Source organism: Ruegeria sp. YTSB088, assembly GCF_059609825.1.
Genome location: NZ_JBXWMM010000010.1, coordinates 1 through 21,415 on the forward strand (window position 1 = coordinate 1; position 21,415 = coordinate 21,415).

Here is a 21,415-nt window from a genome sequence, read left to right on the forward strand (position 1 = left end):
CAGGCATCTCCCACCCAGCAAAATCAACCATCTTACCACCCAAAGCAACGTGCAACGAGTGAAGAGGCGTGCGTTTCGGTGACGTCATGATCCGGCCAACTTCCGATTATTTAAAGGTCAAAATGCATGACAGTCAGTCTGCCCCAAGCCGCATAGAATGCAATGATTCCACCCGGTTTTTTGTGAAACACCGATCCGAAGAAGAGGCGGTATACAGACGCATGCACCATGAATGTTCCTATAGGAAACTTTTTTCCGTTAGGCAACAGTCCTCGTTTTCACCGGGTAAAAAATCCATTCATCTTGCCAAAAGCCAAGAAGAGGGACTTCTCCGCTGATGCAACATCTTCTTCGGCAGTATTTTGCAAAGTGACGCTCAAGTGGAGAGTGTCCGCACGGCATGATCCAGAACTTCGAGCCCCGCAATCAAATCGGCCTCTGCCGTATCTTCGGCAAAGTCATGGCTGATTCCGCCGATCGAGGGCACGAACACCATCGCGACCGGCATCAATCGAGAAACGTTGGTGGCATCGTGCAAGGCCCCTGACGGCATTGTGCGCCACCTATTCGGAGCGACCCGCTCCGCACCGTTTTCGAGTGCGCGGCGCAAGGTTTGATCCATGGCGACGGGTTCCAGCCCCAGCATCGGGTCGTAGTCCAAATTCAGTCCCAGTTCCTCGGCCGTCTCATGAGCTGACGCTCGAATGATCTCCTCCATCCGGGCCAAACGGTCTGCATCACCATCGCGCCATTGCATCGAGAAGCGAACCCGTCCCGGCACGATGGACGATGCGTTTGGATGCAGGTCGACCCGCCCGATAGTCCAGACAGTCTGCGGGGTGACAACATTGCGAAACCACTCATTGAGCCGGGTGTTGAACAGGGACAGGGCCTGAAATGCGTCACGACGCAGGTGCATGGGAGTGGTGCCGGCGTGATTCTGCTGACCTTCGAAGGTGATCGACATATCGCGGATGCCAACGATATCGGTGACCACGCCAATCTGGCCTCCAGACGCGTCCAGCGAGGGGCCCTGTTCGATATGCATCTCTATGAAGCCAGTGAAACGGGACGGGTCCACGAAACCTTGCGCCAGGTCTGCCATGGATGATCGGGCCTGGCCAAAGCTGACACCGGCCCCATCCGTCAACACATCGGCTTTTTCCAGAGGTAACCCGCCCGACCAGACGGCCGAGCCAGTGGTCACACCAAACCGCCCCTCTTCGTCCTGAAAGCTGACAACCGAAACGGGCCGGTCGCTGGAACGTGCGATTTCCAGCGCGGCAATAACGCCCAGCGCACCATCCAGCCAGCCGCCTTCAGGCTGACTGTCAGAATGTGATCCCAAAAGCAGCGAGGGGCCGGTCACCAATCCGAACAGGTTGCCAACCGGGTCAAACTGCGGGGTCAGGTCTGCTTCGCGCATACGTCCGGCAAGCCACTGGCGCGCGGCGATATCCGCGTCCGAATAGGCGGGGCGGACAACCCCCTTGCCCACACCCGAGGCACCGAATTCACGCAACTTATGCAGGTCGGTCAGAAAACGCATGTGATCGACGGTCATAAACCCCTCCGAAGACTTGTTCGGGGCGAACCATAGCCAGAAACAGAAAAGGGGCGAGGTTTTTTTCAACGGACATGAAACCCCTCTGGCACCGGAGGGGAACCTGCCCTAAGACTTCGGCGCAAGAGGGACCGACATGTCACATATCACATTGGTGCGTCACGGGCAGGCAAACACAACAGCACGGGACGAGGTAAGTTACGACAGGCTCAGCGACTTGGGGCATCAGCAGGCCCGCTGGCTGGGGGCGCATCTGCGTGATACCCGCAGCCATTATACCCGGGTCTATTGCGGCACCCTGACCCGCCACGCCGAGACAGCGGCCAGTATGGACTTGCCCAATCCAATCCGCGACGCACGACTGAACGAGATCGAGTATTTCACGCTGGCGCAATTGTTCGAGGACCAACACGGTGTCGCGATCCCCACGGACCGCGAAGGTTTTGTCGAACATCTGCCCAAAACGTTTGCGGCCTGGGCCAATGGCGAAATTGAGAACCCGCCGGAAACTTTCGTAGAATTCGAGACGCGCGTGCGCGACGCGCTGCACGAGATCGGAACCGAGGGCGGATCGGCCATTGTCGTGACCTCAGGCGGGTTAATTTCGATGGTGGTGCGTCAGGCGATGGGGTTGGATATCCCGTCAATGGCACGGGTGGCCCTTGCCATCATGAACACGTCAATGCATCGTCTGCACCCGATTGGCGCTCAACTGAGCCCGGTTCTTTTCAATGCCGTACCGCATTTGGAAGCCCCTGACCGACAGTTCGCGCAGACCCACCTGTAACCAGACCGGAGACGCCTGATGCAGCTCTACTATGCACCCCGTACCATCTCGGTCGCTGTTGCGATTGCCCTGGAAGAGGCCGGACTGGAATACGAAGCAATCAAGCTCGACTTCGCCGGGGGCGAGCAGACGAAACCGGCCTACAAACAGATCAATCCCAAGGGCCGCGTTCCGGCGCTGGTCGTTGATGGAGGCATCCTGACCGAGACCGGGGCTTTGCTGGAGTTTGTTGCCGCCAAGGCCCCCGAAGCAGGGCTGGTGCCTCCCGATCCGGTGATGGCCGCGCGGATGCGCGAAGTGATGTTCTACCTTGCCTCGACCATGCATGTGAATCATGCGCACAAGTTGCGCGGGCACCGCTGGGCCGACAAGAAATCCAGCTGGAAGGACATGAAAGACAAGGTCGCGCAAACGATGACCGAATCCTGCACTTACATCTCGTTGAGCGGGCTGCGTGGACCATTTGTGCTGGGCGAGGCGTTCTCGCTGGCCGATGCTTACCTGTTCGTGGTGTGCAGCTGGCTTGAAGGCGACGGAGTCGATGTTTCGGCCTTTTCCAAAATCGTCGCCTTCCGTGAGGCGATGGAGGCACGTCCCTCGGTTCAGGCGGTGCGTGCCGCCGGAATGCTCTGACAAAAGGAAGTAAGATGACACATCTCTGGGTCCGGGCAGAACAGCGCCCGAACGAAGAACGGGTTGGGCTGACACCGGAAGGTGCCGCCGCGCTGATCGCGGCTGGCATCCGCGTGACGGTCGAGGAAAGCCATGCCCGCGCCATCCCACTGGACGGCTACAAGGACGCTGGCTGCGAGATCGCGCCCGAGAATTCCTGGCCCGATGCCCCGCTGGACGCGATTATCTTCGGCCTCAAGGAGCTACCCGAAGACGGTACACCCCTGCCCCACCGCCACATCATGTTCGGCCACGCCTACAAGGGCCAGCATTCGGGCCGCAAGCTGCTGGAGCGGTTCAAGGCCGGTGGCGGCACGCTTTATGATCTGGAATACCTCGTGAATGAGGATGGTCGCCGGGTCGCGGCATTCGGGTATTGGGCCGGTTATGCGGGTGCTGCCGTGACGCTCAAGACCTGGGCGGCGCAGCAACGAGGCGGGATATGCCCGCCCGTTGGCGTGTACGCTGGCAAGGATGCGCTGAATGCGGAACTTCGGGATGAGCTTGACGCCACCGGTGCAACGCGCCCGCGCGCCATCGTCATCGGAGCTTTGGGCCGCGTCGGCACCGGTGCCGCAGACCTGTGTGTGGCGATGGGCGTCGCGGTCACCAAATGGGACATGGCCGAGACGGCCAGCGGTGGACCTTTCCCAGAAATCCTTGACCATGATCTGTTCCTGAACTGCATTTTCGCGCGGCCCGGCACTCCGGTCTTTGTCCCGCGCGAGGCGCTGACAGCCCGCCGCAACCTGACAGCCATCGGCGACGTGGCCTGCGACCCGGACAGCGACTACAACCCGGTGCCCGTCTATGACCGCGCCACCACATGGGAAGCACCCGCCCTGCGCGTGGCCACCGACCCGGTGATGGACGTGATGGCAATCGACAACCTTCCGTCTATGCTGCCGGTTGAAAGCTCGGAAGACTACGCGGCGCAGCTTCTGCCGTCCCTGCTGACCCTGACCGATCTGGAAAAGGGTGTCTGGGGTCGCGCGCGGGACGAGTTCAACAAACATGTTTAGGCGAGCACACGCATGGAACACCTGATCGGAGGGGCGGCGGCGGTTCTGGGTACCATCTGCTGGTTGCCGCAGACCCTGAAAACCTGGCGCAGCCGCGAGACCAAGGATTTGTCTCTGCCCGCAAACCTGTTGATTCTGACCACCCTGACTTTGTGGCTGATCTATGGGTTGATGATCTCGGCGTGGCCGCTGATCCTCGGCAATGTGATATCGATCCTTCTTGTCGGTGCGATTGTGACCGCGAAATTGAAGTTCGGCTGAACAGCCTCAGAGGAGTTTTCTAATGACCATTCATTGGTGTGGCACCGGCCTCTCGGCCATTCCCGGCCTGCGCCGCCTGATCGAAGGCGGCCATAAGGTCACCGTCTGGAACCGGACCATCGAAAAGGCCAAGGCCGAGGTCGGAGACCTGACCGACGACATCCGCGCCTTCGACACCGACGCGCTCGGCGCTGTATTGGAGAAGGGCGATGTGATCGTCTCGATGCTGCCGGGCGACTGGCACGTGCCGCTGGCAGAACTGGCGATTTCGAAAGGAGCCAATTTCGTCTCGTCCTCGTATATCGCGCCCGAGATGCGCGCGCTGGATGACAAGGCGCGCGAGGCCGGTGTCGCACTGGTCAACGAGGTCGGTCTGGACCCGGGCATCGATCACCTGATGGCGCATGCGCTGATCGACGACTACCGCAGTTCTGATTCATTCGATCCGAAAAACCACCTCAGCTTCATCTCATATTGCGGTGGCATTCCCAAACATCCGAACCCGTTCCGATACAAGTTCAGCTGGTCGCCGCTGGGCGTGCTGAAAGCACTGCGGTCGCCGTCGAAGTCGATCCGCGATTACGCGCCGCTGGACGTAACCCGCCCGTGGGATGCAATCAGCAGCTACATTGCCCCGCTGCCAGCGCCGGAAAGCTTCGAAGTCTATCCGAACCGCGACTCGATCCCCTTCATGGCGCAATACCATTTCGAGGATCACTGGCCGGTCAAGGAATTCGTCCGCGGCACCCTGCGCTTGAACGGCTGGGCCGACGCGTGGTCGGAAGTGTTCACCGAGATCGAAACCCTGTCTGGTCCCGAAGGAGATGCGCGTCTGAAAGAGATGTCGGACCAGTTCTGGGAGGAAAACGCCTATGACGAAGGCGAGCCTGATCGCGTTGTACTGTGCGTGGGATTGAAGGCCGAGAAAAACGGTATCCCCGTCTGGCACAAGACCTATGTCATGGACGCCTGGGGGGATGAGCGTGGGACGGCGATGGCGCGTCTGGTGTCCATTCCGGTCTCACTTGCCGTCGAGGCCGTATTGAACCGCGCCATCCCGGCCGGAGTTCACGCGGCCCCCAGTGATCCCAAGCTGGTGCAGGGGTGGATGAGCGAAATCAACAGGCTGGCCCAGCATCTGCAAATCGTCGATCACACGGCCTGAATGCAAAAAAGCCATTCCAGACAGTCTGGAATGGCTTTCATTGTTCTTCTTTATGCATGTTGTACTCATTCGGGTTTCTCTCACCCGACCTTTAGATATACCGCTGGATAGTATCTTCGATATCACTGCGGTTGATTCCGAGCTCTGACAATTTATGATCGGTCATTGCATTCAGATGCTGCGCTGCGCGGACAATATCAGGGCTGATCGAACGGATTCGCATTGCACGATCGAACAGCAAAAGCGCGCTGGCAGCCGGAGCCGATTGATTGGTGGGCGGTATGACGTCGAACATACTGGTAACCTCACTAACAGGATCACGGGAATTGGTTTCAGGTCACGCTGAGTGCTTCATCACTGCCGGTAAGGCTTGTTGTTATAAACACTCTCATATGCGCATCGTTTGATCTGATCCCGCTGGACGCCGATATCGGCCAGTTGCAGGTCATCAAGCTTTTCCAGATCCCGCACGGTTTTCGAGAAAATCCGGCGGCGGAAATGCTCAACCTTTGCATCCGCATAGTTTGAAAACAGACCGTCAAGCAGGCCACCCCGGCCTGCGAACGTTTGTGTATGTGACATGTCTTTCTCCTCCTGAACTTGATGTCATTGTCTTCCTGACATCAAATAAAGGAGGCATTCGTTAAGGACGCCATTCCAAAACATTAACGTGCGTTTAAAGATCCTGCGCTAGTGCCGGACCCGACTTTACCTGCTTTCGGTGGGCAAGACTGTCTGAATGGCAAAACGCGTCGCCGGATCGATGTTCCCAGCGGAAAGGAGAGCATCGAACCTGTGTTGCAAAGGAGAAAAGTCCCAATACCGAACCGCAATGGCGGTTTGCGCAGCCAGTGAAGTATCACGATCTAATACGCGGCCATAGATCTCCAATATTTTAGCACGATGTTCGGGCATCGACGTGCCCGCATCAGACAGGGCTCGGATCAAGCTGCTTTTTTCGTCAAATGACAAAGTCGCTTGAGTAAGAGCTGCCTCGATCCTGGCAAGGGCTTCTGAACTGTCCGCTTCAATTCCCGCGAGTGCCCACTCCTCCAGATGCACCCCACCGTTCTGTAGCCGCGCCTTGTATCGCGACCGAACAATAGAAACCGCAGTTGCGTCCGATTGTAACCCGAGTAGCCTGATCGATACCGGCGCATAGTTGAACCGCTGTAATGTCTGAACTTCCTGTAACAGCTGCTCCGTTGGTACAGCCAGTCCAGCGGCACGAACTAACTCGTATGGTGCACGACTGATCTCGACCATCGCCGTATCACGCAATATCCGGTCGGAATGTGTGAGAAAGCTGCCAAAGAAAGTCACTCGTTCGATGTCTTTCGTTTCACCCAGAATCCAGTTTTGCCCGTTGGTCTGAAGTGCGTCCAAAAACCGAGCCCGTTCCGGAGTAATCCGAAAAACCTTTTTCCAGCTCCGCGAAAACCCGCGACCGGCGGCATCGATGTCGTCGGTGCCGTAAATCAGCAAAACGCGGGCCTCAGTATCTGATCGAAATGCCGCGCGTGTTGCGCTATCAATGAGAAAGGGAATATCTGGTAGCGACGAAAGCTTTCCCTGAGTTCCTTTGATAATGGTAACCGGCTGATACTTAAAAGCGTTATCAAACGCTGGCCGTGCCAGAATAACTACGTTCGCCGATAGTATGCGGTCAGCAAGCGTAAACTCCGGCAAAGTTAGACAGATGCTGCATGCCTCCACAGGTCGGACGCTCGTAGTCCCCAAAAAAATCGAGACAAAGAACCCGAAAAGCCGTGTCATACGTCGCAAGTTCCTGCCCCTAAATCCAAAACCCACCCTGTTCGTAGGTTGTAAACTAACTCAATTTGAGAGCATATGCCATTTCTTGAACGTCGGTGGCTTGGTCTAGGGGCGAACTATCGGTTTAGATTGCTTCATGACCTTGGGTCCCGTCTACATCAGATCATTTTCGACGTCCTCGGCCGATATCCCCAACGCATCCAAACCATTCTCAAGATGATCGGACATGTGCGGAGTACCGATCAGGTAGTCGGCGCAGGGGGTTGAGGCCTCGGCCTTGGCAGTGGCAATCGCTTCGGCCAGATCTTCGGCGAAAAAACTTTCGCGGCCGATCCACATGATGGCAACCAGTTCGGCTTGCTCGTCTTCGCTCATACGTTCGATAAAGGCGCGCATTTCACCTTCTGCCCGGTTTAGCTCGCGCCCCATCATGGCTATCTGAGCGACCTTTCTTGCCGATATTTCCAACATGGATCATGTTCCTCGTGTTCGCGGTTGTCATGCCATCACAATCACCGAACACCACCCGAGTCTTTGATCTTACGCAAACAACGGCCCTAGTGCCGCGCCCGTGAAACCGGCTGGTCCGGTACCGGTTGCCTGCGAAACGGGCGAAAGGTTGCTTTTTTCAACCACAGCCTGAAAGCCTGCCAGACGATCAGTGCAAAGGTTCTCCGGGCGCCAAATGGTCGCCGCAGCAAGGACCACAGGATCACCCGGTTGGTCAGGGGCTGCCGCGGTCCGGTCAGCGTCGCGATCAGCCCACCGCCAGCGCGGCCATAGTCGATCCAGACGCCGACCCGATCCGGGCGATAGTCAAAGCGGAACGTATAACTGCCTTCGATCTTCTGAAACGGTGAGACATGCATCAGCTTGTCCGCCACCACCCTGTCAGTCGGTTCGATGGCCGAGAAATCGGGTTTGTGACACAGGTAGCTATGGCGGGTGCCATAAGTATTGGTGACTTCGGCGACCACGGCATAAAGATGGTCACTGTCGTCAAAACAGAACCAAAAACTGACGGGATTGAAGACGTGCCCAAAAACGCGAGGTTGGGTCAGCAACTCGAAGCGCGCCGGTTGTTGTACCGACATCTCATCAAAACGCGCACGCAGCCAAAGCGCGCCTTCGCCCCGACCTGGCTCTCCTCCATGATCTCTGGTGCGCCAGTTCGTGACATTCGCGCGATCAACCGAAAACAGCAAGGGCGTGTTCTGTGCTGCTTCGGGATCCAGCAGAATGTAGTCGACCGAGTAACGAAACGCGTTTTCGATCGCGCCCTTGCGCCCGTGGTAGGTGTGGCCCGCGATATGGTCTATTTCCTGCGTCATCCGTTGCTTTCCGGCCTTCTCGTAAACACCTTTAACTGCACTGAATTTCTTCAGATGCCGATAACCTTGATACGGAAATTTGCACAAATTGGATCATAATGTCCCTATAAAGTGATCCGGCTTGGGTAACGCGCCGTATTGAGGTTATGTTTACCGAGATCGATACCGTGACCTTGGACGAACCTGCGGCTCAACCGGCCGCCCTTCAGCCTCGGCGCGAAAAGAAACGCATCAAGGGTGGACGGGTGAACGGAACCAACGGCAGGCGCGAGACGAGAACCGAATGGGTGGACCACGTCAGGCGCATCCGCGACGAGCAGGATCAGGCGGCATTTGCCGAGCTGTTCCAGCATTTCGCGCCGCGCATCAAGGCGTTCCTGATGAAGTCAGGGTCAGACGCCGCGATGGCGGAAGAGTGCGCCCAAGAGGTGATGGCGACCTTATGGCGCAAGTCCCATCTGTTCGACCCGACGCGGGCAACGGTGGCCACCTGGGTGTTCACCATCGCTCGGAACAAGCGCATTGACGTTCTGCGCAAGCAACGCCGCCCCGAACCCGAAGATCTGTGGTGGGGTCCCGAGGCCGAGCCTGAGCAGGACGATGTCATCGCGCTGCAACAGGAAACCGCGCAGCTGCGCACCGCTTTGACAGCGCTGCCGGACGCGCAGAGAGAACTGATCGAAAAGGCGTATTTCGGTGATCTGAGCCATCGGGAAATCGCGTCACAGACCGGCTTGCCGCTGGGAACGATCAAGTCACGAATTAGGCTGGCGCTGGACCGCTTGCGCCATGCGATGAACTGAGATGGGTAACATGAGTAAGTCGATCAAACATCACCTGACAGATGACCTGTTGATGGCATATGCCGCAGGAAGTCTGCCCGAAGCCTTCGACCTGATGGTCGCGACGCATCTGTCTCTGTGCGACCATTGCCGTGCGCGGGCCGGGAGTTACGACGCCGTAGGTGGACATGTTCTGGAGGAACAGACAGAATCCATCGCCATGAGTGATACATCTCTGGCCGCGACAATGGCATTAATCGCCAAAGGCGCACCAGCGGCGAAACCTGCGCGTCCGAATTGCCCAGTGTTGCCGGCGCCCTTGCAGGACTATGTCGGCGGGACTGTCTCTGATATCCGCTGGAGACCCGTCGGCATGGGCGTAAAGCAAGTCATCCTGCCGACGACAAAGGACGCGACGGCCCGCTTGCTGCTCATTCCAGCCGGTGCTGCCGTTCCTGATCACGGGCATCATGGAATGGAACTGACGATGGTGCTTCAGGGCGCTTTCTCGGACGAAGTGGATCACTTCGCCCGTGGCGACGTCGAGATCGCAGACGAGGATTTGGAACACACACCTTTGGCGGACATTTCGGAAGATTGCATTTGTCTGGCGGTTACGGATGCACCGTTGAAGTTCAACAAGCTGATGCCGCGCCTGTTCCAGCCCTTCCTGCGCATCTGACTTTACCTGCGATCCCCGCGCAAGGCGTGTTTTGAAAGGAATGATCATGTTCGGAAGACTTTTTGTATCCGTCCTTCTCGTTGCAGTCGCGCCCGTCGTCTCGGCCCAAATGTCGGCCGAGGTTCAGTTTCAGCCCGGCAATTATGGAACCATGGTCAGTGGGACCATCTCGGGAGATGGGTACTTCGACTATACGCTTGGCGCCAAAACCGGGCAGGAGATGTTTGCCGATCTTCAGGTCAGCGATACCAATGGTAACGGCGTGATCTATTTCAACATCCTGCCGCCGGGCAGCGACGGTGTCGCGATCTATAACGGATCGATCGACGGCAACACCGCCCGGATCAATCTGCCCGACGATGGAGACTATACGATCCGCGTCTATCTGATGGGCAATGATAGGGACACCGGTAAAACCGTAGGGTACAATCTAGACCTGTCCATCCAATAGATTTCAACCTTCGTGTCTTGCAAGGGGCACAACGTCAGTTTCGGCCTTCGTCTCGATTTCTTCAAAGTCGAAATTGTCCAGACGCTGCGCACGGCGGCCTGCTTTTTCGGCGCTGATCTTGATCTCTGAGATATCCTTGGCCGCCTGCCCGAAATGACGATCCAGGTTCGAGACGCGATCACCCAGGCGGTCCACATCCTTATGCAGCAGCCCCAACTCTTTGCGTATTGCACCGGCCTGTTCGCGCATACGCGCATCTTTCAGGATCGCCCGCATGGTATTCAGCGTGGCCATGCACGTGGTCGGGGACACGATCCAGACCCGCGCGGCGAACCCCTCGCGTACAACGTCGGGAAGACGGGCGTGCAGCTCGGCATAAATCGCTTCGGACGGCACGAACATCAAAGCACCGTCCGCGGTTTCCCCATCCAGGATGTACTTCTCGGAAATCGCATTGATATGCACTTTCACCGCTGCGCCGAATGCCCGCAGGCATCTATCGACATCCGCCTTCGTCTGCGCAGCGGCCAGCGCCTCGAAATCCTCCAAAGGGAATTTTGCGTCGATCACGATCGGTCCCGGCGGGTTCGGCAGGTGAATCAGGCAATCCGCCCGCCTGCCGTTCGACAATGTGGCCTGCAGCGAATAACTGTCAGCGGGCAGCGCCTTGGACACGATATCGTTCAGCTGGATTTCCCCGAACATCCCGCGCCTCTGTTTGTTCGACAGGATATCCTGCAAAGACAGCACATCGCCCGACAGTTTGGTTATATTGTCCTGCGCCTTGTCGATGGCGGCCAGACGTTCCTGCAATTGGGTCAGCGAGGTCGCCGTCTGTTTCGACGAGCCATGCAACGTCTCTTTCATCCGTTCCTGCATCTCGGCCAGCGCACGCGCCGATTTCATCGCATTATCCGCCAGCCGGTCATTCATCTGCTGCTGGACCGAAGCCAAACGCGCCTCGACCGTCTGAATCACCTGCATCTGCGCGTTGGCCTGAGTGTCCGAGACATGCTGAAGGCCGCCGCGCAACTGTTCCTGTCCCTGGCCCAGTTGCTGGACGTGCTGACCCAGATGCGCCATCTGCCGCGCCAGAGGTTCCGCCAACCGGGCCGAGCGGTTGGCCGCCCGCAACGACAGGAACAGCAGCAGCAGAATCAACGCCACCACGCCACCCACGGTCAGTATCGCGGGATCATTCAACGCCATCTCAGTGCCTGCAATCTGGATCATGGGGTTCAGCTTGTTCTCGTTTTGTTTCTATCTTGTTAAGCCATGTTTGAAACCAGATCAACTGCGTCCGAACAGGCGTTCGATATCGCTGAGTTTAAGTTCCACATAAGTTGGTCGCCCATGGTTGCACTGGCCGGAATGCGGCGTCGCCTCCATCTCGCGCAGCAGGGCATTCATTTCTTCGGCGCGCATCCGTCGACCGGATCGGATCGACCCATGGCAGGCCACACGGCTGAGGATCGCCTCGATCCTTGACTGCACCATCTGACTTTCACCCTGATCCGCGATTTCATCCAGGATATCGAGGATCATCGCCCGCGCATCGACTTCGCCCAGAATGGCAGGGGTTTCGCGTACGGCAATGGCGCTTCCACCGAAGGGTTCGATGGTTAAGCCAAAGCGCGTCAAATCATCTGCGACGGCCATCAGGCGGGCGCAATCCCCTTCGGACAATTCCACGATTTCCGGAATCAGCAGTGCCTGCGCCGCGACGCCATTCTCGGCCATCTGCGTTTTCAGCTTTTCATAAACCAGCCGTTCATGTGCAGCATGTTGATCAACGATCACCATGCCATCGGCGGTCTGAGCAATGATGTAATTCTCATGCACCTGTCCGCGGGCTGCACCAAGCGGCAGATCCTGCGCCTGAGGTTGCTCCTGAATCTCGGCGACCTGTGCAATCGGAGTCGGCTCGACAATGCTGCCACTGTAGTCGTTGGCCAGTTCGGCAAATCCCGGAGCCTGCGGACGAAACGCCTCCGTGCGCGCGGCAGGCGACGGGCGATCCATCTGATAAACCCGCGCAGGTGCCGGCTGTGCCGGTTCCGGCCGCATTGCGCCCAGCGTCGCATTCGCGACGGTCGAGGATGCCCTGTGCCCGGCTTCCGCCAAAGCATGGCGCAGGCTGGAAACGATCAGTCCCCGCGCAATACCGGGATCTCGGAACCGGACCTCGGATTTGGCAGGGTGGACGTTCACGTCAACCAGCGTGGGGTCGCAGTCGATGAACAAAGCCGCAGCCGGGTGGCGGTCGCGGCTCAGGAAATCGAAATAAGCCGCCCGCAGCGCGCCGGTCAGCATCTTGTCGCGCACGGGGCGTCCGTTGACGAAAAGGTACTGTGCCACGGCTGCGCCCCGCGAATAGGTCGGCAGGGCGGCGTAGCCGTAAAGACGGATGCCTTCACGTGTGGCATCAATCTGCAAGGAGTTTTCTGCAAATTCGCGCCCGATCACGCGGGCCAGTCGGGCGTGGAGCGCATCAAACAGGTCTCCGTTCTCGCGATCTGCGCGAAAAGTCACGCGACCCTCTCCGCCACCGGACACATCTCGCAAGGTAAATGTCACGGAAGATTCGGCCATGGCCAGCCGTTTCACTATGTCGGTGATTGCCTGCCCCTCGGCCCGGTCGGTGCGCATGAATTTCAGGCGGGCCGGTGTGGCGTAGAACAGATCGCGCAGTTCGACCACAGTCCCCGTGCGCAGTGCGGCGGGTTTGACCGCATCCATTTTGCCACCCGCGACGTGCACCTGCGCCGCATCCGCGCCGGGAACGCAGCTGGTTATGGTCAGACGCCCGACGGCCCCCAAGGACGGCAGAGCCTCGCCCCGAAAGCCGAAAGTGTGGATGTTCAGCAGGTCCGACCCGTCAATCTTTGACGTGGCATGGCGGGACAAGGCCAGCGGAAGATCTTCCGCCGAGATACCGCACCCATCATCCGTGACACGGATCAGGGTCTTGCCACCATCGGCAACATCGATGGCAATCCGGGTGGCCCCTGCATCGATTGCGTTCTCGACCAGTTCCTTGACCGCCGAGGCCGGTCGTTCCACCACCTCACCAGCCGCGATGCGGTTGATTGCGGCATCATCGAGCTGCTTAATCACGGGGCGTTTTTCGCCGATATTGGGGTTTGCCTGGGCCATACCCCTAGACCTAGCATAATCGCGCACGATTCTGCCACCGGTTTGAACAGTACGTTTTGAAGGGAGGGGGCGTCCGGGTGTCCGCGAACGAGTCCTCATTCCGGATCACCCGGACGTGCCAAGTGAGTGGTGTGTTTCAGCTAATTAATAGGGCAGGATGTATCATGCACGTGTTGGAAAATCTGCTTAAGATTTTCCCGCTCAGTTTCTGGGCAGAGTTTGGCCGATGGCGTATGGGCAAGAGTGGCGGGAAAATGCCCGATCAGACAGACATGTGAGCGCCGATCCGAGCCCGGCAGGGGCCGAACATCGCTGCCAAAGCGAGAATCAGGCCTGACATCGTGGCGATCATACCCGACGCGCTGACGGCATCCGCACCACCCAGCCACAGCGGGCCATAGCCTGCAAGTACATAGCCCGACACCGCCGCGGCAATGGCGAACACAACGCTCCAGGCAATCTGCGTTTCCAGCCGGTTGGTCAACATCCGTGCCGCGGCGGGCGGGCAGATGAACATGGCGATCACGATGATCGAGCCCACCGCGTCAAAAGCCGCCACCGCCGCAATTGCCGCGGTGATAACCAGTGCCATGCCCAGAACGCCGGTGCGTATGCCAATGGTCCGAGCAAAGCCTTCATCGAAGGTAGAGATCTTCAGCGGCCGCCAGAAAAGCCATGTGAACAAAGATACACCGACCAGTGTCAGCGCAATGCGGGGTAATTCCGGGGGCATCCCGGACAGCGCCTCTGTGTCCAGCAAGGACGACCATCCGGTGGCGTCCAGCCAGATCAGGCTTTCGAGATTGCCGTAAAGCGCATGTTCCACATCCAGATGCACCGTCGACGTATCCGTCTGCTCAAGCAACAGGACGCCCGCGGCGAACATGGTGGTAAAGACCACGCCCATGGCGGCCCCGGGTTCGATCTGACCCAATCGGCGAATGGCTTCGATCAGCACCACGGCCACAACGGCAGCGCCTGCCGCGCCCAGCATCATCGGCCAGGTCGATATCGTCCCTGTGATCAGAAACGCCACAACAATTCCCGGCAGCACCACATGGCTGATCGCGTCTCCGATCAATGCCTGTTTGCGCAACACCAGAAAATTGCCAGGTAATGCGCAGGCAATGGCCGCGAATGTACCGATCAACAACGGCGTCAGAGACAGGGGGACGAATTCTTCACCACTCATACCGGCACCCCCATTGGCCCGCCGATGCGGCGGTCTATCTCGGCGATCTGATCGCGGGTCAGGACGGTTTCGATGTCCCGTAACCCATCATAAAGCGCGGCTGTCGCCTCATGCGCCTGATCTGCGCGCACGATTTCCCAACGCTTTTCGTCCCGCAACGCCTTGGCCGCGCGGGCTTTGCCGATGTCGGTCGCAACGCCGTCCGCGCGCACCAGCCCAGCGCGGCGCAGCAAGCGCAGGGTCAGGGGCTCGTAAATCTTTTGCCCTTGCGCCAAGGCCAAAAGACCCTGACGAATATGCACCCGACGCTGGAAGCGCAGATGGCGTAACACCGCAGCCAAAACGCCACGTATCGGTGCAAAAAACAAAGACACGACAAAGAAGGCAAAGCTGACCAGAACGATGATCGGCCCTGTCGGCAGGTTTGGCGCCGAGGCCGAAATGGCCGCGCCAATGTAACCAGCCAGCCCGCCAGCAACTCCGGCAAGAAGAACAACATGGTCCGAGCGTTCGGACCAGAACCGCGCGGTCACGGCGGGAATGATCAGCAAAGCCACGATCAGAATCAGACCCACGATTTTAAGGCCAACCACTGTGACGGCCATGACCAAACCCATCATGGCCAGATCAATTCTGTGCACCGGCAACCCGCGGGCCGCAGCAAACTCGGGATCGAAGGCGACAAGAATCATTGGGCGACGAATGATCATGACCATCAGCAGCGTCGCCGCCCCCCCGATTGCAATGATCATTGCATCAGCCCAGAGCATCCCGGCAGTAGACCCTAGCAGGAAGCCTTCCAATCCGGCCTGACGGCCTACGCCCATCGTCTGTATGACAGTCAGCAACACGATGCCAAAGCCGAAGAAAACCGACAGGACCGCTCCGATGGCGGCGTCCTCGGCCAAACGCGTGTGACGCGTCAGCCAGTTCATGCAGAGAAGGCCGATCCAGGCCGAGATGGCCGATCCTGTCAACAGGCCCAGCAGGTTGCGCCCGTCCCCTCCCAGCGCGACCAACACCATGAAAGCCAGACAGACGCCTGGCAGAGTCGCGTGGCTGATTGCATCACTGACCAAAGCGCGCTTGCGCAGGAACAGAAATGTCCCCGTCACTCCGGCTGAAACACCCAGCAAGGTTGCACCGATGGCAACCAGCGTGGCGTTGTAACCAAGTTGAAGAGTCAGAGCATCCCAAAGCATGCGTTACCCCAGCGCGCGCGATATCTGATCGATCTGCGCGGTTGCCAGTCGACCGCCATATGCTGATTGCAATGTTTCCGCCGTGAAGGCCTCGGCCACCGGTCCCTCGGCCACCTTACGTGTATTGATCAGGAAGACGTGGTCGAAATAGTCGGTCACGGTCGCCAGGTCGTGATGCACCACGACAACCGTCTTGCCCGACTTTTTCAGGGATTTCAGCACCGAGATGATAGCTTTCTCGGTGGCCGCATCCACGCCTGCGAAAGGTTCGTCCAGAAGGTACAGATCAGCGCCCTGCGCCAGCGCGCGCGCCAGAAATACGCGTTGTTGCTGCCCGCCGGACAACTGCCCGATCTGGCGATCCGCGAAATCCCGCATTCCAACACGGTGCAAACAATCCATCGCGCACGCCTTGTGGCGGGCACGCACACGGCCCAGCAAGCCAAGTTCGCGCGACAGGCCCATCAGAACCACGTCGATGACGCGCGTTGGAAAATCCCAATCCACGCTGGCGCGCTGAGGTACATAGGCAATGCGTGCGCGCTGCGTGTCCAATGGCTGGCCAAACACGGTCACCTGACCTGACAGGGGGGAAACGATGCCAAGCGCCGCCTTGAGCAATGTGGACTTCCCGGCTCCGTTCGGTCCGATGATCGCGGTCATCGCCCCGGGCCGTACGGTCATGTCGACTGAAAACACCGCAGGTTTCTGCCCGTATGAGACCGTCAGGCCGCGCAGGGCAAGGGGGCTGTCGACCAACCCGTTGTCGTCAACGGTCATACCTTCGTCGCTAATCAGATCCAGCATCGATCAAAACCCCGCCGACAGTTTTCCGTCCATTCCGCGATCCGGCACATCACCACCCAAAGCACTGGCAATGACCGTAATGTTGTGATCCAACATTCCAACATAAGTGCCTTCATAGGTTCCTTCTTCACCCATGGCGTCCGAGAACAGTTCGCCCCCCACGTGCACCTCATGTCCCTTGGCAGCCGCGCCCTCGATCAGCGCGCGGATTGAACGATCCGAGACCGAGCTTTCGACGAAAACAGCCGTGATCTTCCGGTCAACCAGCAGATCGACCAGTTCACCAATCCGGTTCAGACCAGCCTCGGACTGGGTTGAGATGCCCTGAATTCCCAGAACCTCGAATCCGAAGCTTTCACCGAAATACCCAAAGGCATCATGGGCGGTGACAAGAACCTTGTTGTTGTCCGGAACAGACGCCAGAGCTTTGTCCGCATAGGCTGTCAGACGATCGATACCTGCCAGGTGTGCCTGCGCGTTCGCCGCAAAAACCTCGGCCGCTTCAGGACGTACCTCGGTGAGGGCTGCTTGCACTTCAAGCACTACGTCCCGCCACAACTCGGGCGTCATCCAAACATGCGGATCATATTTGTCCGCATAATCGTCATGCGCGCGCAGCTTCGACTTATCGATTCCTTCGGCAACTGCAACCACGGTTCGCTTGCGATCAAGGTCATGGAAGAAATCTTCCATCTGTGCTTCGAGGTACAGGCCATGCCACAGGATCAGATCCGCACGCGTCATCGCCACGATATCGCTGCGGGTCTGGCGATAGGCATGCGGGTCGACGCCGGGACCCATCAATCCCCTGACGTCAACCTGATCACCGCCGACCTGACGTGCCGCGTCGGCAATCATGCCCGTCGTGGCCACCACCTTGAGGGGTGCATCGGCCCAGGCTGTGACTGGCAGGGATACGGCCAGCGCCAATACTGCAAGAAAATTCCGGCGAATCATCTTCGACCTCAGCTTTTGCTTCCTGTTGAACTGAATATGAGAACCATTCGCAAGTAAGTCAACGCTAATGCGAATTATTCGCAAGAAAGTCGTTTTTTTGTCCATTTGGTCAAAATTTTTCCAATCATTGCCCGTCTACATCTTCCATTCCCCGGTCTCCCGTGCGATTTTGTCGCAAACCTCCCAAAGGACGTGACAATGGATACGCAGAGCTCAGAAAGCCCCGTGCGCACCGCGCATCTGCCGCAAGTGACCGAATCCCGGAACCCTGGCATGGATCTGGATCTGGACTGGGTGCGCGCCATTCAGGCCAATACCTCGGCTATCGAGCGCCGCGCCGCGACCCTGCCGGGCCGCCGGTCGGTCAAAAAGGAATATCAGGCAGCCTGGCTGCTGAAGGCGATCACGATGATCGACCTGACCACCTTGTCAGGCGATGATACCGTGGGTCGCGTGCGCCGCCTGTGTGCCAAGGCACGGCAACCTGTTGCCCCTTCAGTGCTGCAAGCGCTGGATATGCCACCGATCACCACCGGGGCGGTCTGTGTCTATCACGACATGATCGAACCCGCCGTGGATGCCCTGGCAGGCACCGGGATTCCTGTCGCAGCCGTTTCGACCGGCTTTCCGGCGGGCCTGTCCCCCTTCCACCTGCGCGTGGCCGAGATTGAAGAGAGCGTGAAAGCCGGGGCCGAGGAAATCGATATCGTGATCTCGCGTCGACATGTGCTGTCGGGCGACTGGCAGGCGTTGTACGATGAGATGAAGGCCTTCCGTGTGGCCTGCGGTAATGCGCATGTCAAAGCCATCCTCGCCACCGGCGAACTGGGCAGCCTGCGTAATGTTGCGCGCGCCTCGCTGGTCTGCATGATGGCGGGGGCGGATTTCATCAAGACTTCGACCGGCAAGGAAAGCGTCAACGCCACCCTGCCGGTGTCGCTGGTGATGATCCGGGCGATCCGTGACTATTACGACCGCACCGGCTATCGCGTGGGCTACAAGCCTGCGGGCGGGATTTCCAAGGCCAAGGACGCGCTGGTCTACCTGTCGCTGATCAAGGACGAGCTTGGCGACCGCTGGCTGCAACCCGACCTGTTCCGCTTTGGCGCCTCGTCGCTGTTGGGCGATATCGAGCGGCAGTTGGAACACTATGTGACAGGCGCTTACTCCGCCGGTTACCGTCACTCCATGGGGTGAGGCGCGCCCGGAACTCGTTCCGGTGGAACGATTTCAGCGCTGAACGGGCGAAGCCCCGGAAAAGGACAAGAACTATGACAGTCAAAGAGATTTTCGAAACCATGGAATACGGACCCGCCCCCGAAAGCGCTGCCGAGGCGTTGGCCTGGCTGGTCGATCAGGGCGACAAGTTTGGACACTATATCGATGGTACCTTTACCAAACCCGGCAAGGGGTTCGAAAGCCGCAACCCGGCGACCGGAGAGGTTCTGGCCAAGCTGACGCAAGCGAAACAGGCAGACGTGGACGCTGCCGTGACCGCCGCGCGCAAAGCGCAACCCAAGTGGGAAAAACTGGGTGGCGCGGGCCGTGCGCGATACCTCTACGCCATCGCGCGCCTGTTGCAGAAGCATTCGCGCCTGTTTGCCGTGCTGGAAAGCCTCGACAACGGCAAGCCGATCCGTGAATCGCGTGACATCGACATCCCTCTGGCGCAGCGGCATTTCTATTTTCATGCGGGCATGGCCCAGCTGATGGAAAGCGAGCTGCCAGACGCTGAGGCACTGGGTGTGTGCGGCCAGATCATCCCGTGGAACTTTCCATTGCTGATGCTGGCGTGGAAGATCGCGCCTGCACTGGCGATGGGCAATACGGTTGTTCTGAAACCGGCGGAATACACTTCGCTGACCGCGCTGGTGTTTGCCGATATCTGCCAGCAGGCCGGTCTGCCCAAGGGCGTGGTCAACATCGTGACAGGCGACGGCGCAGTGGGCGAGATGATCGTGAACGCGGACGTGGACAAGATCGCCTTTACCGGTTCGACCGAAGTGGGCCGCCGCATCCGCGAGGCCACCGCCGGTTCCTGCAAGTCCCTGACGCTCGAGCTGGGCGGCAAGTCGCCCTATATCGTCTTTGACGACGCCGATATTGATTCAGCCATCGAAGGTCTGGTCGATGCGATCTGGTTCAATCAGGGTCAGGTCTGCTGTGCGGGCTCGCGCCTGCTGGTGCAGGAAGGCATCGCCGACCGTTTCCATGACAAGCTGCGTGCCCGGATGGACAAGCTGCGTGTCGGCAATCCTCTGGACAAATGCATCGACGTGGGCGCCGTGGTCGACCCGGTTCAGTTGCAGACCATCAAAGGCATGGTCGAAAGCAACACTGCTGGTCACGTTCACCAGGCCGCGTGTGATTTACCTGCGAACGGGTGTTACTATCCGCCGACTTTGATCTCGGGCCTGGAGACCTCGGACCCTCTGATGCAGGAGGAGATCTTTGGCCCGGTTCTGGTCTCGTCCACCTTCCGCACCCCGGAAGAGGCAGTCGAACTGGCCAACAACACCCGTTACGGGCTGGCCGCGACGGCCTGGACCGAGAACGTGAACCTTGCGCTGGACATCGCTCCCAAGCTGGTCGCGGGCGTGGTTTGGGTAAACGCCACCAACCTGTTCGACGCAGCCGCCGGGTTTGGCGGTGTACGCGAAAGCGGCTTTGGTCGAGAAGGAGGCTGGGAAGGACTGGCCGCGTACACCAAGCCCAAAGGCAAGGCAAAACCGCTGGCGAAGGTCGAAGCAGTCACCGGCGAAGGTGCGCCGGTAGATCCGATCGACCGCACGGCCAAGATGTATGTCGGAGGCAAGCAGGCGCGGCCTGACAGCGGCTATTCGAAGCCGGTCTGGGGTAAGGCGGGGCTGCTGGGCCACGTGGGCCTTGCCAACCGAAAGGACGTCCGAAACGCGGTAGAGGCCGCGGCGGGGGCCAAGGGCTGGTCCAAGACCACCGGCCATCTGCGGGCGCAGATCCTGTACTATATCGGCGAGAACCTCTCGGCCCGCGCGGATGAATTCGTCGGGCGCATCGACGCGATGACCGGCCGCAAGGACGGCGCGAAAGAGGTCGACGCCGCGATCCAGCGCCTGTTCACCGCCGCTGCCTGGGCCGACAAGTATGACGGTCAGGTGCATGGCGTTCCGATCCGGGGCGTGGCGATTGCGATGAAGGAACCGGTGGGCGTGATCGGCGCGCTCTGTGCGGACGAGGCGCCGCTGCTGGGTCTGGTCTCGGCCATGGCGCCTGCGATTGCGATGGGCAACCGGACAGTTCTGGTGACGTCCGAGCCATACCCTCTGGCCGCGACGGACTTCTACCAGATCCTCGAGACCTCTGACGTGCCTGCGGGTGTGGTCAACATCCTGACCGGCAGCCATGCAGAGCTGGCGAAACCGCTGGCCTCGCACCTGAATGTGGATGCGGTCTGGTCGTTCTCGTCCACCGACCTGTCGAAGGAGATCGAGGTCGTCTCTGCCGGGAACCTGAAACGGACATGGGTCAATAACGCGACGGCATTTGATTGGGGCATGGACCATTCCCGCCGCTTCCTTCAGGCTTCGACCGAAGTGAAAAACATCTGGGTGCCCTACGGCGAGTAGGGC

At 59.0% G+C, this 21,415-nt stretch carries 22 protein-coding genes; 10 read left to right on the plus strand and 12 right to left on the minus strand.

Annotation, left to right across the window (positions count from 1 at the left end):
- Positions 1-376: 376 nt before the first annotated feature.
- Positions 377-1,564, minus strand: coding sequence for a Zn-dependent hydrolase (locus AC2FFA_RS15945; RefSeq protein ID WP_496852368.1), 1,188 nt, complete (start codon positions 1,562-1,564; stop codon positions 377-379).
- Between the two features lie 136 nt (positions 1,565-1,700).
- Between AC2FFA_RS15945 and AC2FFA_RS15950 the strand changes: the two genes are divergently transcribed.
- The 5 genes from AC2FFA_RS15950 to AC2FFA_RS15970 are packed head-to-tail and all read left to right on the plus strand — an operon-like array spanning position 1,701 to position 5,471.
- On the plus strand, positions 1,701-2,351 hold the full coding sequence (locus tag AC2FFA_RS15950; RefSeq protein WP_299640004.1) for a histidine phosphatase family protein: 651 nt from the start codon (positions 1,701-1,703) through the stop codon (positions 2,349-2,351).
- An 18-nt stretch (positions 2,352-2,369) separates the two neighbouring features.
- A complete protein-coding gene (locus AC2FFA_RS15955) occupies positions 2,370-2,984 on the plus strand; it encodes a glutathione S-transferase family protein (protein ID WP_299899439.1) in 615 nt (204 codons plus the stop codon).
- Between the two features lie 14 nt (positions 2,985-2,998).
- Positions 2,999-4,045 carry a saccharopine dehydrogenase gene (locus AC2FFA_RS15960; protein WP_496852369.1) on the plus strand — a complete coding sequence of 349 codons (1,047 nt, stop codon included), beginning with the start codon at positions 2,999-3,001 and terminating at the stop codon, positions 4,043-4,045.
- Positions 4,046-4,057: 12 nt separating this feature from the next.
- Entirely contained in the window at positions 4,058-4,306 is a 249-nt protein-coding gene (locus tag AC2FFA_RS15965; protein ID WP_117871884.1) for a SemiSWEET family sugar transporter, read from the plus strand.
- 22 nt (positions 4,307-4,328) lie between these two features.
- Positions 4,329-5,471, plus strand: coding sequence for a saccharopine dehydrogenase family protein (locus AC2FFA_RS15970; protein WP_496852370.1), 1,143 nt, complete (start codon positions 4,329-4,331; stop codon positions 5,469-5,471).
- 91 nt (positions 5,472-5,562) lie between these two features.
- On the opposite strand, the gene AC2FFA_RS15975 is transcribed toward AC2FFA_RS15970, so the two are convergent.
- The 5 genes from AC2FFA_RS15975 to AC2FFA_RS15995 form a co-directional block, all read right to left on the minus strand.
- The gene (locus AC2FFA_RS15975) at positions 5,563-5,766 is read right to left on the minus strand and encodes a hypothetical protein (RefSeq protein WP_496852371.1); all 204 of its coding nucleotides are present in this window, start codon (positions 5,764-5,766) and stop codon (positions 5,563-5,565) included.
- 59 nt (positions 5,767-5,825) lie between these two features.
- A complete protein-coding gene (locus AC2FFA_RS15980; protein ID WP_299899449.1) occupies positions 5,826-6,053 on the minus strand; it encodes a YjiS-like domain-containing protein in 228 nt (75 codons plus the stop codon).
- A 126-nt stretch (positions 6,054-6,179) separates the two neighbouring features.
- Positions 6,180-7,247: a hypothetical protein gene (locus AC2FFA_RS15985; protein ID WP_299899451.1), complete on the minus strand. Its 1,068-nt coding sequence runs from the start codon at positions 7,245-7,247 to the stop codon at positions 6,180-6,182.
- Positions 7,248-7,400: 153 nt separating this feature from the next.
- Positions 7,401-7,718, minus strand: a complete 318-nt coding sequence (locus tag AC2FFA_RS15990; RefSeq protein WP_117871872.1) for a DUF3775 domain-containing protein — start codon at positions 7,716-7,718, stop codon at positions 7,401-7,403.
- 86 nt (positions 7,719-7,804) lie between these two features.
- Entirely contained in the window at positions 7,805-8,578 is a 774-nt protein-coding gene (locus AC2FFA_RS15995; protein WP_496852372.1) for a DUF1365 domain-containing protein, read from the minus strand.
- Between the two features lie 146 nt (positions 8,579-8,724).
- Here AC2FFA_RS15995 and AC2FFA_RS16000 point away from each other — a divergent pair, with 146 nt between their 5' ends.
- The 3 genes from AC2FFA_RS16000 to AC2FFA_RS16010 are packed head-to-tail and all read left to right on the plus strand — an operon-like array spanning position 8,725 to position 10,493.
- Positions 8,725-9,381, plus strand: coding sequence for a sigma-70 family RNA polymerase sigma factor (locus tag AC2FFA_RS16000; protein ID WP_117871868.1), 657 nt, complete (start codon positions 8,725-8,727; stop codon positions 9,379-9,381).
- Between the two features lie 10 nt (positions 9,382-9,391).
- Positions 9,392-10,042: a ChrR family anti-sigma-E factor gene (locus tag AC2FFA_RS16005; RefSeq protein WP_496852373.1), complete on the plus strand. Its 651-nt coding sequence runs from the start codon at positions 9,392-9,394 to the stop codon at positions 10,040-10,042.
- A gap of 46 nt (positions 10,043-10,088) precedes the next feature.
- Entirely contained in the window at positions 10,089-10,493 is a 405-nt protein-coding gene (locus AC2FFA_RS16010; protein ID WP_496852374.1) for a hypothetical protein, read from the plus strand.
- A gap of 3 nt (positions 10,494-10,496) precedes the next feature.
- Here the strand turns inward: AC2FFA_RS16010 and AC2FFA_RS16015 are convergent, their stop codons facing one another.
- The 6 genes from AC2FFA_RS16015 to AC2FFA_RS16040 all read right to left on the minus strand — a co-directional run bounded on the left by AC2FFA_RS16015 (position 10,497) and on the right by AC2FFA_RS16040 (position 17,807).
- Positions 10,497-11,726 carry a DNA recombination protein RmuC gene (locus AC2FFA_RS16015; RefSeq protein WP_496852375.1) on the minus strand — a complete coding sequence of 410 codons (1,230 nt, stop codon included), beginning with the start codon at positions 11,724-11,726 and terminating at the stop codon, positions 10,497-10,499.
- 57 nt (positions 11,727-11,783) lie between these two features.
- Positions 11,784-13,649, minus strand: a complete 1,866-nt coding sequence (gene mutL / locus AC2FFA_RS16020) for a DNA mismatch repair endonuclease MutL (RefSeq protein ID WP_496852376.1) — start codon at positions 13,647-13,649, stop codon at positions 11,784-11,786.
- A 262-nt stretch (positions 13,650-13,911) separates the two neighbouring features.
- The gene (locus AC2FFA_RS16025; protein WP_496852377.1) at positions 13,912-14,841 is read right to left on the minus strand and encodes a metal ABC transporter permease; all 930 of its coding nucleotides are present in this window, start codon (positions 14,839-14,841) and stop codon (positions 13,912-13,914) included.
- Positions 14,838-16,043: a metal ABC transporter permease gene (locus tag AC2FFA_RS16030; RefSeq protein WP_299899466.1), complete on the minus strand. Its 1,206-nt coding sequence runs from the start codon at positions 16,041-16,043 to the stop codon at positions 14,838-14,840. Before AC2FFA_RS16030 ends, AC2FFA_RS16025 begins: the two co-directional genes overlap by 4 nt.
- A gap of 3 nt (positions 16,044-16,046) precedes the next feature.
- Positions 16,047-16,850, minus strand: a complete 804-nt coding sequence (locus AC2FFA_RS16035; RefSeq protein ID WP_117871854.1) for a metal ABC transporter ATP-binding protein — start codon at positions 16,848-16,850, stop codon at positions 16,047-16,049.
- A 3-nt stretch (positions 16,851-16,853) separates the two neighbouring features.
- A complete protein-coding gene (locus AC2FFA_RS16040; protein WP_496852378.1) occupies positions 16,854-17,807 on the minus strand; it encodes a metal ABC transporter solute-binding protein, Zn/Mn family in 954 nt (317 codons plus the stop codon).
- Between the two features lie 198 nt (positions 17,808-18,005).
- Between AC2FFA_RS16040 and deoC the strand changes: the two genes are divergently transcribed.
- Together deoC and AC2FFA_RS16050 are read left to right on the plus strand one after the other, a co-directional pair.
- The gene (deoC, locus tag AC2FFA_RS16045) at positions 18,006-19,004 is read left to right on the plus strand and encodes a deoxyribose-phosphate aldolase (RefSeq protein ID WP_496852379.1); all 999 of its coding nucleotides are present in this window, start codon (positions 18,006-18,008) and stop codon (positions 19,002-19,004) included.
- Between the two features lie 74 nt (positions 19,005-19,078).
- Entirely contained in the window at positions 19,079-21,412 is a 2,334-nt protein-coding gene (locus tag AC2FFA_RS16050) for an aldehyde dehydrogenase family protein (protein WP_496852380.1), read from the plus strand.
- The last annotated feature ends 3 nt before the right edge of the window (positions 21,413-21,415 follow it).